We start from the raw sequence: 16,471 nt of genomic DNA on the forward strand, positions 1-16,471 counted from the left end.
CACGTTGGCACGGCCCCGGGCAGCACTTCGCGGCTACGTTCCCCTTTTCCGCAAGTGAGTGGGCCAGAGGGAAATCCTGGACGCCTCACCCGGGTCGATGCTGGTGTAGCTGAGGCCACGTCCTCGTGGACCTAGGAGCCGTCGAATTCCTTGAGCCACTCCTCGAGAGAGGCATAGTCGACGCCTTCAACGCCACCGGGGTCGTAGCGCACGACCTGCCCGAGTGTCCCGTTGGGGCCCGGATCGCAGTCCAAGCAGTCCACCACGCCCGTGCCGAAGTCATACAGCGGCACCCAGCCACGACGGTAGACGCCGTTCTTCAGGACCCCTGGCTTGTCCTCGCTCAGGTTCTTCGACTTTTCGGAGCCCTCGCCGAACTCCTCCTCGATTTCCTCGAGCTCCTTGGAGGTTGCGAGGGCCTCCTTGAGGCTGGGGAAGTCGCCCATGTCCGTGCCGTTGTGAATTCGGAGCATCTGCTTGTACGTCTCGGGGAAGGTCACGCCGAACGCCTTTTCGGCTTCCGCGATTTCCTCTTCTGTGGCCGGTTCGTTCCATTCGTCGGCCTCGATGCCGACCTCTTCGGCGATGCGCTCGAGGTGCTTTTTGATCTCTTCGATGCTCAGGGGGTTCTCCTTTGCGGCGTGGATCGTCTGGGGCTGATCTTCGAGGCGGGGGGTCTCGTGGGAATCTTCTTGACTTTGTTGTAGATCTTGGTGTTGAAGGTCCGGCACAGGTTCATGTCGTTGCGGAGACGATCCCCCGCTGTCGTTGTCAGCGGGGAACACGGGCTGCGGATCCGGCGTCCATTCCGGGAGGCCTTGGAAGCTCTCAGGGAGGATCACGCGCGGGTTCTCAGGCAGGTCCGGCATCGTCTCAGGGAAGCCAAGCTGCTGACGAACGATCAGAGCATCTGTCTCCAGCGCGCGAACGTAGTCTTCGCGCGACCACCCGATATCGTTGCCGAAAGGGAACCCGCTGACAAAATTCGTGAGATCAACCATCTCTTCGAGATAGGTGTGGTACATCGGGACCGGATCCGGCCTCCATCCCCTGCTGGGGTTCTCGAGGGTCCCGTAGAAAGACTCTTCCCAAGGGTCCGGATAAGCGATCCGCCTGATTTCCCGAGACGCAATCGACCTATAAGGCGAATCGACCCTTGAAGCAGCATTGTTGGGTTTGCTGAATAGCTCAGCATATCCGGTCAGATTCGTCTTCTCCGCGCACCACCGGAAGGTGGGAAGGGATCGATGGATTCCTCTGCCTCCCTGCGGCTGCAGAGCCATGGTCTGGGTGATCTTCCCTCGGAAGAGAAGCTCGAGCGCTTCGGTCAGTTCCGCCATGGCGAAGAGCGTGGCGAACTCAAGCTGAATCTTCCAGGCGTTGTACTCGGACCCGCACTTAATTTCCTCGAATGCTTTACGTCCGAGGTATCTCTTGACATCCTTGATGCCTGAATCCTTCGCGGAGGCGATGGCCTCGGCGTAAAGCCGATTAGCTTCGAGTTCGAGTTTGGGATCGTAGGGTGATGGCTCCATGCGGCAGATCGGACCTCTTCCTTATTTCGGTTGGGCGAGAAACTCGCGGATAGGTGTGCCTGGCTTCTCCCCGTTGTCGCTCAGACGTGCAAATTTTCCAGATTCTGGGTTGCCGACCTTCCACCGCAACTGAGAGCCGACGCTCCGGTTGACGGACATGTCAAGCCACTGAATGTTGTCCAGTGAATCTTTGCCGCCGAGTTGGAGATCGACCTTGTGGTCCAGATCGTAACCCTTCAGCGTCTCACGGACGAGCTCCCGGCGCTCCCGCCGCAGACTCGCTTCAGAGAGATCGCTTCTCTTGTTCAGCGCCTCCCAGGCATCGCTCAGCTCCTTGGACTTCAGATGATCCGGCAATAGGTCGTACGCTTTCTCCGGGTATTGGTTGAGTATGCGCTCCTTGCTCCAGTAGCGGTCGCCCGGCTTCTGGAACTTCATCGACTCGCCTCTGGCGTTTGCCGCCTTGGCTTCCTCGTCGAGGCCGGTGACCTTCTTGTCGAACTCCCGGTGCTGGATATCATTCCAGCCATCCTTGCGGTTGAGCCCCACAATGCCCCGGGCCGGGTCATCAGACACCCGGCCCCCAACACCGGCACCACCGGGCCCGCTGCCAAGGCCAGAGCCCGCGCCGGTGCGCTGCGAGGCCATCGCCATCTGAAGGTTCTCCTGGAACGAATTCACCCTCGCCCCATCAGCCAGGTGCCCGTCCGCAAGGGCGAGTGCACCCCCACCGTCCAAGCGCCCGGCAAGTCGCTCTCCCGCGTAGGCGAGATTCTGACCCACCGTCCGCGCCCCAGCCGAGGCGTACGCACGGAACCGGTCAAACGTTGCCGCCGCCCGCTGCGCCTGCGGCAACGGTGGTTGTCAACCTGTGTGGAGTCAGTGTCGGGCCAGTTCAGGGCATGGGGTATTGATCCCAGCCCACCCGGGCTGCCTCACAACGACCGGGACCCCACCCCGGAAGCGGGAGGGGTGCGTCTTCGCGTACGAGCGCAGCGTCTTCTCTCGCGCCTGATGGGAGCGCTTCCATGCCCCGGAATACACCTCGTCCGGAGTGAAGTACCCGATGCCACGGTGGTAATGCTCCCTGTTGTACCAATTCACATGCGCGGTAACGAACTCTCGGGCATGCTCCAAGTCCGTGAACACAGCCGGAGCGCCGGGACGGTATTTCATCGTGCGGAACTCGGATTCCTTGAACGCGTTGTCGTTGCTCACTCGCGGGCGATTGAAACTCATCCGGACTCCCAGGCCCGTGAGGAACCCTGTCAGAAGATTCGAGCGCATCGCCGAGCCTGAATCCGAATGGACCACATCCGGAATGACTCCGCCGGCTGTGGTGATGGCCTCCAGGAACACGTCCCGGGCCAGAACGTCCTGCTCGCTGTCGTGAACCGCGAACCCGACGATCTTGCGCGAGTACAGGTCCATGACGCTGTAGGCGTGGAAGTGCTGTCCGACGTACGGGCCTGGCAGCAGTGTGATGTCCCAGCACCAGGCCTGATTCGCCGCCGAGGCGAACACCACTGGCGCTTTCACCGGGGCCCGGCGGGCCCGCTTGGACCGCACGACGGGGCGGTTGCCGCGGGGCAGGGTGCGCGCGATCCTCGACCACGTGCTCAACGAGCCGAGCATGCGCCCCTGGGACCAGTGCTTGGCGAACGTGTCGCTCACGCTGCTCCCTTCAGCCCAGCCCTGTGTGATGGCCCCAGCGATTTCCTCTCGTTCCTGGGGGCTGAGCGCGGCGGGCTGCACCCGGTCTGCTTGGGGTGTTGGGGAGGGGACTTTCGCGCGCGGCTTCTGCCGGTAGTGCCAGGTGGAGCGGGCAATGCCTAAAAGGCTCAGGGTTCCTCGCAGGGAGTATCCGGGCTGGGCACAGATGGTGTCGACGAGGTCGTGTTCGCGCTGTAGAAAGTCGAGGGAGCGTTGGTCCTCGGGGTGGGATCGGATGAATGCTCGCTCATCGTGTGCATCATCCCGATAGCTTTTCCCAGCGCTTCACTCACGGTGCGGTGGGCTTGTGCTTCTTCTCGCAGCTGCGCGATCTGCGCGGCGTGTTGGTCTTTCAGGTCTTGGATTTCTTGCTCTCGGGCGGCAAGGAGCTTCTCCAGGTGGGGAAGACGTGCGGGATTTGAAGGCATAGAGGCAGTGTCTCGGGGGATCAGGCCGCGGTCAAGATCGCCTTCGAAGTACGCGGAACGCCACGAGGTTAGCTGATGGCGAGAGAAGGGCTGCTCGCGGAGCCAAGCCCCTTTCCTTCCGTAAGGAACTTGGTGGTAGGCCAGGATGGCTGCTCGTTTTTCCTCGGCGGTGTAGCGCGCACGCATGGTGAGGGGTCCTTGTCTGTGGGCTGGTTGCGAGCCGGAGTGACTCACAACCAGCCTGACCCCCAGCGCAACACAGCACGCTTCACGCTCTCACTGGCCCGGTAGGCAGCGTTGTTCACGTCCTCCAGCCCCAGGGACACCTGGTTCTTGATGCTCAGATGAATGTCCCGCAGACGGATCTCCGGCAGCTTCACCGGGCTCAGCTTGCCGAGCTTGCCGCCGAGAGCGCTGGCAAGATCACCGGCCTTGCCCGCGATGTCCCCCGCCTTGCCCGCGAGCCGGCCGGCCTTGCCTGCGGCGGCCGCTCCCTTCAGGCCCGCACCGGCGCCACCGGTGGCCACGGTCTGGAGCACGTCACCGGTGAGCATGCCCGCGGCCTTGGCCGGGTTCCGCTTCCATTCCTCAACGTTGAGCATGGCCTCACCGACGTTCTTCAAGCGCCCAGCGGACTCGCGGTAGCGGCCCGGGGCGACGGCGGCCACGCGGAAGTCATCCACCGCGGGATCCCGGTCCTGCACCGCCCGAACAGCCAAGCAGATCGCCCCGTACCCAACATCATGGGCATGGGGCGGATCGTGCAGGAGGAGGTGACGTGGAAGGCAACCCAGCACGATTCAGTCCACCGGGTCCGGCGTCCATTCGGGAAGGCTCTGGAAGCCTTCAGGGAGGTTCACATTCGGGTTCTCCGGCAGGTCCGGCATCGTTTCGGGGAACCCGAGCTGCTGCCGAATGATCAGGGCATCTGTCTCCAGCGCGCGGGCGTAGTCCTCCCGCGTCCAGCCGATGTCATTTCCGAAGGGGTACTGTGCCACGAGATAGTGCAGTCTGGTCATTTCCTGGAGAAATGTATGATACATGGGAACCGGATCTGGCCGCCAGCCTTTACTGGGGTTCTCGACGGTTCCATAGAAGCTTGGATACAGATTCTCCGCGAGTCTTTTCGCATCCCGAGAAGCTACTCCTTTGAATGGGGACTCCAGGCGCGAAGAAGCACCGGTGGGCTTGCTGAAGAGCTCAGCATATCCGGGCTCTTCACAGATGAGGGTGTAGTGCTGTTCTGAACCCGCCGACGTCCAGCAGGGATCGAGCGATGTAGTGGGCCAGGTTCCGGAATCCCAGTGCCGTGCCCCGTAAGTGCTCCAGACGGCCGTTGATCGCCTCAGTCGGCCCGTTGCTCGAGCCTGGATGATCGAAGAACGCCAACACATCTGCAGCCCTGCGCTTCAAGGTCCGACCTAGCGTGATCAGCTCCGTCAGCGCCTCTGGCACCCCGCGGGCCAGCGAAGCGATAACTGCCTGCATCCGCCGCCGTCCAGCTACGCGGTCAGGGTCGCGGTAGGCAGCCACGATCCGCTGATACACGCTCCACGTCACCTCGACCTCCACGTGGGCCTCGCACGCGAAGACGGCCGCCAACCTGGCTGCCTGACGGCTGGTCAGCAGCCCGGCCCCGGTATGCAGCACCCGCCGGATCCCGTACAGCGGGTCTGCTGAACGACCCCGGCGCCCGAGCGTGGCCTGCTGCACTCGCTGGCGGCACTGATCGATCTTCTCCCCGGCCAGGGCCACGACATGGAACGGGTCCATCACCGCTCTGGCAGCCGGGATCTCTTCGGTAGCGGCGCTCTTGTAGCCGGTGAAGCCGTCCATCGCCACGATCTCGATCCCGTTCCTGAACTCGGGCGTGCGCTCAGCGAGCCAGGTCTTGAAGACCTGCTTTGAACGCCCCGGCACCATGTCCAACAGGCGCGAGGTCCCAGTACCGGCGCGGATCGGGGTGAGATCGATGATGACGGTGACGTACTTCGACCCGGTGCCGGTATGGGACCAGACGTGCTCATCGACGCCGATGACCTGTACGCCGTCCAGGCGTCCGGGAGCATTGATGAGCAGGCGACGCCCAGTGTCCAGCACGGCGTCGTTGGCCGTGTTCCAGGCGACCCCGAGGCCTGCGGCGACCCGGGTGATCGAGAGGCGGTCGATGACCACGGCACGCAGTGCCCATAGGGCGGCGTGGCGAGAGAGTTTCGTCCTGGGCCAGGCCGCGGCCATGGTGTTCTGTCTCCACACGCTCTGGCAGTCCGGGCACCGGTAGCGGCGGATCCGCAGCTTCAGCTGCGTGGGCCGGTGCCCGAAGGGAACGTGGGCGAGGTGGCGGGTGACGGTGCCACGGGCGATGCCTTGCTGGCCGCACTGGCGACACCACCGATCAGTATCGTCTGTGGGGCGGATCCGGCATTCCAGGACGGCCTTGTCGGGAGCGATGTGCTGGCCGGTGACTGTGAGTCCGAGGTCGTTCAGTCGGCAGAACGCGTCGAGATCGGGGGCCGTGAGGGTAGCCTGGGGCATGTCGAGGTCTTCCAGATGGGCAGTGTGAGAACTTCCATCATCGGGAGGCCTCGACCTCTATGCGGGCACCGACACGCCGACCACCGCCCTGGGGGCTACACCCTCAATTGTGAAGAGCCCATATCCGGTCAGATTCGTCTTCTCCGCGCACCACCGGAAGGTGGGAAGGGACCGATGGATTCCTCTGCCTCCCTGAGGTTGCAGGGCCATGGTCTGGGTGATCTTCCCTCGGAAGAGAAGCTCGAGCGCTTCGGTCAGTTCCGCCATGGCGAAGAGCGTGGCGAACTCAAGCTGAATCTTCCAGGCGTTGTACTCGGACCCGCACTTAATTTCCTCGAATGCTTTGCGTCCGAGGTATCTCTTGACATCCTTGATGCCTGAATCCTTCGCGGAGGCGATGGCCTCGGCGTAAAGTCGATTAGCTTCGAGTTCGAGTTCGGGATCGTAGGGTGATGGCTCCATGCGGTAGATCGGACCTCCTCCTTATTTCGGTTGGGCGAGAAACTCGCGGACAGGTGTGCCTGACTTCTCCCCGTTGTCGCTCAGACGCGCAAATTTACCTGCCTCCGGGTTGCCGACCTTCCATCGCAGCTGAGCACCCACACTGCGGTTGACGGACTGATCCAGCCACTGAAGGTTGGGAATTTCATCGAGGCCGCCGAGCTGGAGGTCGATCTTGTGGTCCAGATCGTAGCCCTTGAGCGTCTTACGGACGAGCTCCCGGCGCTCCCGCCGCAGACTCTCCTCAGAGAGATCGCTTCGCTTCTCCAGAGCATCCCAAGCTTCCGTCAGCTCCTTCGACTTCAGATGATCGGGCAACTGGTCATACGCGAGGTCCGGATGCTGGTTGAGGAAGCGCCGCTTGTTCCAGTACCGTTCGTCCGGCTTCTGGAACTTCATCGACTCGCCTCTGGCGCTTGCTGCTTTGGCTTCCTCGTCGAGGCCGGTGACCTTCTTGTCGAACTCCCGGTGCTGGATATCATTCCAGCCATCCTTGCGGTTGAGCCCCACAATGCCCCGGGCCGGGTCATCAGAGACCCGGCCCCCAAGACCGGCACCACCGGGCCCGCTGCCAAACCCAGAGCCCGCACCGGTACCGGTGCGCTGCGCGGACATCGCCATCTGAAGGTTCTCCTGGAACGAATTCACCCTCGCCCCATCAGTCAGGTGCCCGTCCGCAAGGGCGAGCGCACCCCCACCGTCCAGGCGCCCGGCAAGTCGCTCTCCCGCGTAGGCGAGATTCTGACCCACCGTCCGCACCCCAGCCGAGGCATACGCACGGAACCGGTCCAGCGTTGCCGCCGCCCGCTGCGCCTGCGGCAACACAGCACGCTTCAGGCTCTCACTGGCCCGGCCGTTTCTTTGGGCCGGATCAACGACGACGACGGGGCCCGCGGGGGAGTCATCCACCGCAGGCTCCCGACACTGAGTCGCCTGCGAGGCCAAGCCACTCACGCCCACCCCCAATTGCATGGGAGGCGTTCCGTCTCTGTGGGTGAGTGCGCCGGGGCGAAACCCGGGACGATTCAGCCCAGTCCCTGCCTGTGGAGCTAGCGCCACGACCTCAAAAAGCTAAGAGCCGTCGAATTCCTCGAGCCACTCCTCGAGAGAGGCATAGTCGACGCCTTCAACGCCACCCGGGTCGTAGCGCACGACCTGGCCCAGAGTCCCGTTGGGGCCCGGATCGCAGTCCAAGCAGTCCACCACGCCCGTGCCGAAGTCATACAGCGGCACCCAGCCACGACGGTAGACGCCGTTCTTCAGGACCCCCGGCTTGTCCTCGCTCAGATTCTTCGACTTTTCGGAGCCCTCGCCGAACTCCTCCTCGATTTCCTCGAGCTCCTTGGAGGTCGCGAGGGCCTCCTTGAGACTGGGGAAGTCGCCCATGCCCGTGCCGTTGTGAATCCGGAGCATCTGCTTGTACGTCTCGGGGAAGGTCACGCCGAACGCCTTTTCGGCCTCCGAGATTTCCTCTTCTGTGGCCGGTTCGTTCCATTCGTCGGCCTCGATGCCGACCTCTTCGGCGATGCGCTCGAGGTGCTTTTTGATCTCTTCGATGCTCAGGGGGTTCTCCTTTGCGGCGTGGATCGTCTGGGGCTGATCTTCGAGGCGGGGGGTCTCGTGGGAATCTTCTTGACTTTGTTGTAGATCTTGGTGTTGAAGGTCCGGCACAGGTTCATGTCGTTGCGGAGACGATCCCCCGCTGTCGTTGTCAGCGGGGAACACGGGCTGCGGATCCGGCGTCCATTCCGGGAGGCCTTGGAAGCTCTCAGGGAGGATCACGCGCGGGTTCTCAGGCAGGTCCGGCATCGTCTCAGGGAAGCCAAGCTGCTGACGAACGATCAGAGCATCTGTCTCCAGCGCGCGAACGTAGTCTTCGCGCGACCACCCGATATCGTTGCCGAAAGGGAACCCGCTGACAAAATTCGTGAGATCAACCATCTCTTCGAGATAGGTGTGGTACATCGGGACCGGATCCGGCCTCCATCCCCTGCTGGGGTTCTCGAGGGTCCCGTAGAAAGACTCTTCCCAAGGGTCCGGATAAGCGATCCGCCTGATTTCCCGAGACGCAATCGACCTATAAGGCGAATCGACCCTTGAAGCAGCATTGTTGGGTTTGCTGAATAGCTCAGCATATCCGGTCAGATTCGTCTTCTCCGCGCACCACCGGAAGGTGGGAAGGGATCGATGGATTCCTCTGCCTCCCTGCGGCTGCAGAGCCATGGTCTGGGTGATCTTCCCTCGGAAGAGAAGCTCGAGCGCTTCGGTCAGTTCCGCCATGGCGAAGAGCGTGGCGAACTCAAGCTGAATCTTCCAGGCGTTGTACTCGGACCCGCACTTAATTTCCTCGAATGCTTTACGTCCGAGGTATCTCTTGACATCCTTGATGCCTGAATCCTTCGCGGAGGCGATGGCCTCGGCGTAAAGCCGATTAGCTTCGAGTTCGAGTTTGGGATCGTAGGGTGATGGCTCCATGCGGCAGATCGGACCTCTTCCTTATTTCGGTTGGGCGAGAAACTCGCGGATAGGTGTGCCTGGCTTCTCCCCGTTGTCGCTCAGACGTGCAAATTTTCCAGATTCTGGGTTGCCGACCTTCCACCGCAACTGAGAGCCGACGCTCCGGTTGACGGACATGTCAAGCCACTGAATGTTGTCCAGTGAATCTTTGCCGCCGAGTTGGAGATCGACCTTGTGGTCCAGATCGTAACCCTTCAGCGTCTCACGGACGAGCTCCCGGCGCTCCCGCCGCAGACTCGCTTCAGAGAGATCGCTTCTCTTGTTCAGCGCCTCCCAGGCATCGCTCAGCTCCTTGGACTTCAGATGATCCGGCAATAGGTCGTACGCTTTCTCCGGGTATTGGTTGAGTATGCGCTCCTTGCTCCAGTAGCGGTCGCCCGGCTTCTGGAACTTCATCGACTCGCCTCTGGCGTTTGCCGCCTTGGCTTCCTCGTCGAGGCCGGTGACCTTCTTGTCGAACTCCCGGTGCTGGATATCATTCCAGCCATCCTTGCGGTTGAGCCCCACAATGCCCCGGGCCGGGTCATCAGACACCCGGCCCCCAACACCGGCACCACCGGGCCCGCTGCCAAGGCCAGAGCCCGCGCCGGTGCGCTGCGAGGCCATCGCCATCTGAAGGTTCTCCTGGAACGAATTCACCCTCGCCCCATCAGCCAGGTGCCCGTCCGCAAGGGCGAGTGCACCCCCACCGTCCAAGCGCCCGGCAAGTCGCTCTCCCGCGTAGGCGAGATTCTGACCCACCGTCCGCGCCCCAGCCGAGGCGTACGCACGGAACCGGTCAAACGTTGCCGCCGCCCGCTGCGCCTGCGGCAACGGTGGTTGTCAACCTGTGTGGAGTCAGTGTCGGGCCAGTTCAGGGCATGGGGTATTGATCCCAGCCCACCCGGGCTGCCTCACAACGACCGGGACCCCACCCCGGAAGCGGGAGGGGTGCGTCTTCGCGTACGAGCGCAGCGTCTTCTCTCGCGCCTGATGGGAGCGCTTCCATGCCCCGGAATACACCTCGTCCGGAGTGAAGTACCCGATGCCACGGTGGTAATGCTCCCTGTTGTACCAATTCACATGCGCGGTAACGAACTCTCGGGCATGCTCCAAGTCCGTGAACACAGCCGGAGCGCCGGGACGGTATTTCATCGTGCGGAACTCGGATTCCTTGAACGCGTTGTCGTTGCTCACTCGCGGGCGATTGAAACTCATCCGGACTCCCAGGCCCGTGAGGAACCCTGTCAGAAGATTCGAGCGCATCGCCGAGCCTGAATCCGAATGGACCACATCCGGAATGACTCCGCCGGCTGTGGTGATGGCCTCCAGGAACACGTCCCGGGCCAGAACGTCCTGCTCGCTGTCGTGAACCGCGAACCCGACGATCTTGCGCGAGTACAGGTCCATGACGCTGTAGGCGTGGAAGTGCTGTCCGACGTACGGGCCTGGCAGCAGTGTGATGTCCCAGCACCAGGCCTGATTCGCCGCCGAGGCGAACACCACTGGCGCTTTCACCGGGGCCCGGCGGGCCCGCTTGGACCGCACGACGGGGCGGTTGCCGCGGGGCAGGGTGCGCGCGATCCTCGACCACGTGCTCAACGAGCCGAGCATGCGCCCCTGGGACCAGTGCTTGGCGAACGTGTCGCTCACGCTGCTCCCTTCAGCCCAGCCCTGTGTGATGGCCCCAGCGATTTCCTCTCGTTCCTGGGGGCTGAGCGCGGCGGGCTGCACCCGGTCTGCTTGGGGTGTTGGGGAGGGGACTTTCGCGCGCGGCTTCTGCCGGTAGTGCCAGGTGGAGCGGGCAATGCCTAAAAGGCTCAGGGTTCCTCGCAGGGAGTATCCGGGCTGGGCACAGATGGTGTCGACGAGGTCGTGTTCGCGCTGTAGAAAGTCGAGGGAGCGTTGGTCCTCGGGGTGGGATCGGATGAATGCTCGCTCATCGTGTGCATCATCCCGATAGCTTTTCCCAGCGCTTCACTCACGGTGCGGTGGGCTTGTGCTTCTTCTCGCAGCTGCGCGATCTGCGCGGCGTGTTGGTCTTTCAGGTCTTGGATTTCTTGCTCTCGGGCGGCAAGGAGCTTCTCCAGGTGGGGAAGACGTGCGGGATTTGAAGGCATAGAGGCAGTGTCTCGGGGGATCAGGCCGCGGTCAAGATCGCCTTCGAAGTACGCGGAACGCCACGAGGTTAGCTGATGGCGAGAGAAGGGCTGCTCGCGGAGCCAAGCCCCTTTCCTTCCGTAAGGAACTTGGTGGTAGGCCAGGATGGCTGCTCGTTTTTCCTCGGCGGTGTAGCGCGCACGCATGGTGAGGGGTCCTTGTCTGTGGGCTGGTTGCGAGCCGGAGTGACTCACAACCAGCCTGACCCCCAGCGCAACACAGCACGCTTCACGCTCTCACTGGCCCGGTAGGCAGCGTTGTTCACGTCCTCCAGCCCCAGGGACACCTGGTTCTTGATGCTCAGATGAATGTCCCGCAGACGGATCTCCGGCAGCTTCACCGGGCTCAGCTTGCCGAGCTTGCCGCCGAGAGCGCTGGCAAGATCACCGGCCTTGCCCGCGATGTCCCCCGCCTTGCCCGCGAGCCGGCCGGCCTTGCCTGCGGCGGCCGCTCCCTTCAGGCCCGCACCGGCGCCACCGGTGGCCACGGTCTGGAGCACGTCACCGGTGAGCATGCCCGCGGCCTTGGCCGGGTTCCGCTTCCATTCCTCAACGTTGAGCATGGCCTCACCGACGTTCTTCAAGCGCCCAGCGGACTCGCGGTAGCGGCCCGGGGCGACGGCGGCCACGCGGAAGTCATCCACCGCGGGATCCCGGTCCTGCACCGCCCGAACAGCCAAGCAGATCGCCCCGTACCCAACATCATGGGCATGGGGCGGATCGTGCAGGAGGAGGTGACGTGGAAGGCAACCCAGCACGATTCAGTCCACCGGGTCCGGCGTCCATTCGGGAAGGCTCTGGAAGCCTTCAGGGAGGTTCACATTCGGGTTCTCCGGCAGGTCCGGCATCGTTTCGGGGAACCCGAGCTGCTGCCGAATGATCAGGGCATCTGTCTCCAGCGCGCGGGCGTAGTCCTCCCGCGTCCAGCCGATGTCATTTCCGAAGGGGTACTGTGCCACGAGATAGTGCAGTCTGGTCATTTCCTGGAGAAATGTATGATACATGGGAACCGGATCTGGCCGCCAGCCTTTACTGGGGTTCTCGACGGTTCCATAGAAGCTTGGATACAGATTCTCCGCGAGTCTTTTCGCATCCCGAGAAGCTACTCCTTTGAATGGGGACTCCAGGCGCGAAGAAGCACCGGTGGGCTTGCTGAAGAGCTCAGCATATCCGGTCAGATTCGTCTTCTCCGCGCACCACCGGAAGGTGGGAAGGGACCGATGGATTCCTCTGCCTCCCTGAGGTTGCAGGGCCATGGTCTGGGTGATCTTCCCTCGGAAGAGAAGCTCGAGCGCTTCGGTCAGTTCCGCCATGGCGAAGAGCGTGGCGAACTCAAGCTGAATCTTCCAGGCGTTGTACTCGGACCCGCACTTAATTTCCTCGAATGCTTTGCGTCCGAGGTATCTCTTGACATCCTTGATGCCTGAATCCTTCGCGGAGGCGATGGCCTCGGCGTAAAGTCGATTAGCTTCGAGTTCGAGTTCGGGATCGTAGGGTGATGGCTCCATGCGGTAGATCGGACCTCCTCCTTATTTCGGTTGGGCGAGAAACTCGCGGACAGGTGTGCCTGACTTCTCCCCGTTGTCGCTCAGACGCGCAAATTTACCTGCCTCCGGGTTGCCGACCTTCCATCGCAGCTGAGCACCCACACTGCGGTTGACGGACTGATCCAGCCACTGAAGGTTGGGAATTTCATCGAGGCCGCCGAGCTGGAGGTCGATCTTGTGGTCCAGATCGTAGCCCTTGAGCGTCTTACGGACGAGCTCCCGGCGCTCCCGCCGCAGACTCTCCTCAGAGAGATCGCTTCGCTTCTCCAGAGCATCCCAAGCTTCCGTCAGCTCCTTCGACTTCAGATGATCGGGCAACTGGTCATACGCGAGGTCCGGATGCTGGTTGAGGAAGCGCCGCTTGTTCCAGTACCGTTCGTCCGGCTTCTGGAACTTCATCGACTCGCCTCTGGCGCTTGCTGCTTTGGCTTCCTCGTCGAGGCCGGTGACCTTCTTGTCGAACTCCCGGTGCTGGATATCATTCCAGCCATCCTTGCGGTTGAGCCCCACAATGCCCCGGGCCGGGTCATCAGAGACCCGGCCCCCAAGACCGGCACCACCGGGCCCGCTGCCAAACCCAGAGCCCGCACCGGTACCGGTGCGCTGCGCGGACATCGCCATCTGAAGGTTCTCCTGGAACGAATTCACCCTCGCCCCATCAGTCAGGTGCCCGTCCGCAAGGGCGAGCGCACCCCCACCGTCCAGGCGCCCGGCAAGTCGCTCTCCCGCGTAGGCGAGATTCTGACCCACCGTCCGCACCCCAGCCGAGGCATACGCACGGAACCGGTCCAGCGTTGCCGCCGCCCGCTGCGCCTGCGGCAACACAGCACGCTTCAGGCTCTCACTGGCCCGGCCGTTTCTTTGGGCCGGATCAACGACGACGACGGGGCCCGCGGGGGAGTCATCCACCGCAGGCTCCCGACACTGAGTCGCCTGCGAGGCCAAGCCACTCACGCCCACCCCCAATTGCATGGGAGGCGTTCCGTCTCTGTGGGTGAGTGCGCCGGGGCGAAACCCGGGACGATTCAGCCCAGTCCCTGCCTGTGGAGCTAGCGCCACGACCTCAAAAAGCTAAGAGCCGTCGAATTCCTCGAGCCACTCCTCGAGAGAGGCATAGTCGACGCCTTCAACGCCACCCGGGTCGTAGCGCACGACCTGGCCCAGAGTCCCGTTGGGGCCCGGATCGCAGTCCAAGCAGTCCACCACGCCCGTGCCGAAGTCATACAGCGGCACCCAGCCACGACGGTAGACGCCGTTCTTCAGGACCCCCGGCTTGTCCTCGCTCAGATTCTTCGACTTTTCGGAGCCCTCGCCGAACTCCTCCTCGATTTCCTCGAGCTCCTTGGAGGTCGCGAGGGCCTCCTTGAGACTGGGGAAGTCGCCCATGCCCGTGCCGTTGTGAATCCGGAGCATCTGCTTGTACGTCTCGGGGAAGGTCACGCCGAACGCCTTTTCGGCCTCCGAGATTTCCTCTTCTGTGGCCGGTTCGTTCCATTCGTCGGCCTCGATGCCGACCTCTTCGGCGATGCGCTCGAGGTGCTTTTTGATCTCTTCGATGCTCAGGGGGTTCTCCTTTGCGGCGTGGATCGTCTGGGGCTGATCTTCGAGGCGGGGGGTCTCGTGGGAATCTTCTTGACTTTGTTGTAGATCTTGGTGTTGAAGGTCCGGCACAGGTTCATGTCGTTGCGGAGACGATCCCCCGCTGTCGTTGTCAGCGGGGAACACGGGCTGCGGATCCGGCGTCCATTCCGGGAGGCCTTGGAAGCTCTCAGGGAGGATCACGCGCGGGTTCTCAGGCAGGTCCGGCATCGTCTCAGGGAAGCCAAGCTGCTGACGAACGATCAGAGCATCTGTCTCCAGCGCGCGAACGTAGTCTTCGCGCGACCACCCGATATCGTTGCCGAAAGGGAACCCGCTGACAAAATTCGTGAGATCAACCATCTCTTCGAGATAGGTGTGGTACATCGGGACCGGATCCGGCCTCCATCCCCTGCTGGGGTTCTCGAGGGTCCCGTAGAAAGACTCTTCCCAAGGGTCCGGATAAGCGATCCGCCTGATTTCCCGAGACGCAATCGACCTATAAGGCGAATCGACCCTTGAAGCAGCATTGTTGGGTTTGCTGAATAGCTCAGCATATCCGGTCAGATTCGTCTTCTCCGCGCACCACCGGAAGGTGGGAAGGGATCGATGGATTCCTCTGCCTCCCTGCGGCTGCAGAGCCATGGTCTGGGTGATCTTCCCTCGGAAGAGAAGCTCGAGCGCTTCGGTCAGTTCCGCCATGGCGAAGAGCGTGGCGAACTCAAGCTGAATCTTCCAGGCGTTGTACTCGGACCCGCACTTAATTTCCTCGAATGCTTTACGTCCGAGGTATCTCTTGACATCCTTGATGCCTGAATCCTTCGCGGAGGCGATGGCCTCGGCGTAAAGCCGATTAGCTTCGAGTTCGAGTTTGGGATCGTAGGGTGATGGCTCCATGCGGCAGATCGGACCTCTTCCTTATTTCGGTTGGGCGAGAAACTCGCGGATAGGTGTGCCTGGCTTCTCCCCGTTGTCGCTCAGACGTGCAAATTTTCCAGATTCTGGGTTGCCGACCTTCCACCGCAACTGAGAGCCGACGCTCCGGTTGACGGACATGTCAAGCCACTGAATGTTGTCCAGTGAATCTTTGCCGCCGAGTTGGAGATCGACCTTGTGGTCCAGATCGTAACCCTTCAGCGTCTCACGGACGAGCTCCCGGCGCTCCCGCCGCAGACTCGCTTCAGAGAGATCGCTTCTCTTGTTCAGCGCCTCCCAGGCATCGCTCAGCTCCTTGGACTTCAGATGATCCGGCAATAGGTCGTACGCTTTCTCCGGGTATTGGTTGAGTATGCGCTCCTTGCTCCAGTAGCGGTCGCCCGGCTTCTGGAACTTCATCGACTCGCCTCTGGCGTTTGCCGCCTTGGCTTCCTCGTCGAGGCCGGTGACCTTCTTGTCGAACTCCCGGTGCTGGATATCATTCCAGCCATCCTTGCGGTTGAGCCCCACAATGCCCCGGGCCGGGTCATCAGACACCCGGCCCCCAACACCGGCACCACCGGGCCCGCTGCCAAGGCCAGAGCCCGCGCCGGTGCGCTGCGAGGCCATCGCCATCTGAAGGTTCTCCTGGAACGAATTCACCCTCGCCCCATCAGCCAGGTGCCCGTCCGCAAGGGCGAGTGCACCCCCACCGTCCAAGCGCCCGGCAAGTCGCTCTCCCGCGTAGGCGAGATTCTGACCCACCGTCCGCACCCCAGCCGAGGCGTACGCACTGAACCGGTCAAACGTCGCCGCCGCCCGCTGCGCCTGCGGCAACACCGCGCGCTTGGGGCTCTCACTGGCCCTGCGGCTTCTTTGGGCCGGATCAACGACGACGACGGTGGCCGCGACGGAGTCATCCACCGCGGCCTCCCGGTCCTGGGGCACCAGCGCAGCAAAGCCGCTCACCTGCACCCCTAAGGCCACGGGGGCGTTCCGATTCCAATTCATGCAGATCATCACAAGACCAAAGAAGCGTCAGTCGACACTGCCCCTTCGACTTT

At 62.5% G+C, this 16,471-nt stretch carries 18 protein-coding genes; all 18 read right to left on the reverse strand.

All coding sequences use genetic code 11. The annotated features are described in order from the left end of the window. Positions 1-131: 131 nt before the first annotated feature. Complete coding sequence (locus J2S35_RS05840; RefSeq protein WP_309850886.1) at positions 132-1,535, reverse strand: SMI1/KNR4 family protein; 1,404 nt, start codon at positions 1,533-1,535, stop codon at positions 132-134. Positions 1,536-1,556: 21 nt separating this feature from the next. Next, a complete protein-coding gene (locus J2S35_RS05845) occupies positions 1,557-2,216 on the reverse strand; it encodes an HNH endonuclease signature motif containing protein (protein ID WP_309850888.1) in 660 nt (219 codons plus the stop codon). A 198-nt stretch (positions 2,217-2,414) separates the two neighbouring features. After that, on the reverse strand, positions 2,415-3,209 hold the full coding sequence (locus tag J2S35_RS05850) for a DDE-type integrase/transposase/recombinase (RefSeq protein WP_309849397.1): 795 nt from the start codon (positions 3,207-3,209) through the stop codon (positions 2,415-2,417). Positions 3,210-3,376: 167 nt separating this feature from the next. After that, complete coding sequence (locus J2S35_RS05855) at positions 3,377-3,862, reverse strand: hypothetical protein (RefSeq protein WP_309849395.1); 486 nt, start codon at positions 3,860-3,862, stop codon at positions 3,377-3,379. A 44-nt stretch (positions 3,863-3,906) separates the two neighbouring features. Then, positions 3,907-4,395, reverse strand: a complete 489-nt coding sequence (locus tag J2S35_RS05860; RefSeq protein ID WP_309850891.1) for a hypothetical protein — start codon at positions 4,393-4,395, stop codon at positions 3,907-3,909. Positions 4,396-4,476: 81 nt separating this feature from the next. After that, the gene (locus J2S35_RS05865) at positions 4,477-4,674 is read right to left on the reverse strand and encodes a hypothetical protein (protein ID WP_309850894.1); all 198 of its coding nucleotides are present in this window, start codon (positions 4,672-4,674) and stop codon (positions 4,477-4,479) included. Positions 4,675-4,894: 220 nt separating this feature from the next. Continuing rightward, positions 4,895-6,211: an ISL3 family transposase gene (locus J2S35_RS05870; RefSeq protein ID WP_309849065.1), complete on the reverse strand. Its 1,317-nt coding sequence runs from the start codon at positions 6,209-6,211 to the stop codon at positions 4,895-4,897. A gap of 57 nt (positions 6,212-6,268) precedes the next feature. Next, complete coding sequence (locus tag J2S35_RS05875; RefSeq protein WP_309850897.1) at positions 6,269-6,673, reverse strand: hypothetical protein; 405 nt, start codon at positions 6,671-6,673, stop codon at positions 6,269-6,271. Positions 6,674-6,694: 21 nt separating this feature from the next. Continuing rightward, entirely contained in the window at positions 6,695-7,621 is a 927-nt protein-coding gene (locus tag J2S35_RS05880) for a hypothetical protein (RefSeq protein WP_309850899.1), read from the reverse strand. 162 nt (positions 7,622-7,783) lie between these two features. Next, complete coding sequence (locus J2S35_RS05885; protein ID WP_309850902.1) at positions 7,784-9,187, reverse strand: SMI1/KNR4 family protein; 1,404 nt, start codon at positions 9,185-9,187, stop codon at positions 7,784-7,786. A 21-nt stretch (positions 9,188-9,208) separates the two neighbouring features. Then, positions 9,209-9,868: an HNH endonuclease signature motif containing protein gene (locus J2S35_RS05890; protein WP_309850888.1), complete on the reverse strand. Its 660-nt coding sequence runs from the start codon at positions 9,866-9,868 to the stop codon at positions 9,209-9,211. 198 nt (positions 9,869-10,066) lie between these two features. Next, positions 10,067-10,861: a DDE-type integrase/transposase/recombinase gene (locus J2S35_RS05895; protein ID WP_309849397.1), complete on the reverse strand. Its 795-nt coding sequence runs from the start codon at positions 10,859-10,861 to the stop codon at positions 10,067-10,069. Positions 10,862-11,028: 167 nt separating this feature from the next. Further along, the gene (locus tag J2S35_RS05900; protein ID WP_309849395.1) at positions 11,029-11,514 is read right to left on the reverse strand and encodes a hypothetical protein; all 486 of its coding nucleotides are present in this window, start codon (positions 11,512-11,514) and stop codon (positions 11,029-11,031) included. Between the two features lie 44 nt (positions 11,515-11,558). After that, entirely contained in the window at positions 11,559-12,047 is a 489-nt protein-coding gene (locus J2S35_RS05905) for a hypothetical protein (protein ID WP_309850891.1), read from the reverse strand. 81 nt (positions 12,048-12,128) lie between these two features. Further along, positions 12,129-12,875 carry a hypothetical protein gene (locus J2S35_RS05910; protein WP_309850905.1) on the reverse strand — a complete coding sequence of 249 codons (747 nt, stop codon included), beginning with the start codon at positions 12,873-12,875 and terminating at the stop codon, positions 12,129-12,131. A 21-nt stretch (positions 12,876-12,896) separates the two neighbouring features. Then, a complete protein-coding gene (locus J2S35_RS05915) occupies positions 12,897-13,823 on the reverse strand; it encodes a hypothetical protein (protein ID WP_309850899.1) in 927 nt (308 codons plus the stop codon). Between the two features lie 162 nt (positions 13,824-13,985). After that, the gene (locus tag J2S35_RS05920; protein ID WP_309850902.1) at positions 13,986-15,389 is read right to left on the reverse strand and encodes an SMI1/KNR4 family protein; all 1,404 of its coding nucleotides are present in this window, start codon (positions 15,387-15,389) and stop codon (positions 13,986-13,988) included. Between the two features lie 21 nt (positions 15,390-15,410). Then, positions 15,411-16,418 carry an HNH endonuclease signature motif containing protein gene (locus J2S35_RS05925; protein ID WP_309850907.1) on the reverse strand — a complete coding sequence of 336 codons (1,008 nt, stop codon included), beginning with the start codon at positions 16,416-16,418 and terminating at the stop codon, positions 15,411-15,413. Positions 16,419-16,471: the final 53 nt, after the last annotated feature.

This window comes from Falsarthrobacter nasiphocae (assembly GCF_031456275.1).
Classification (GTDB): Bacteria; Actinomycetota; Actinomycetes; order Actinomycetales; family Micrococcaceae; genus Falsarthrobacter; species Falsarthrobacter nasiphocae.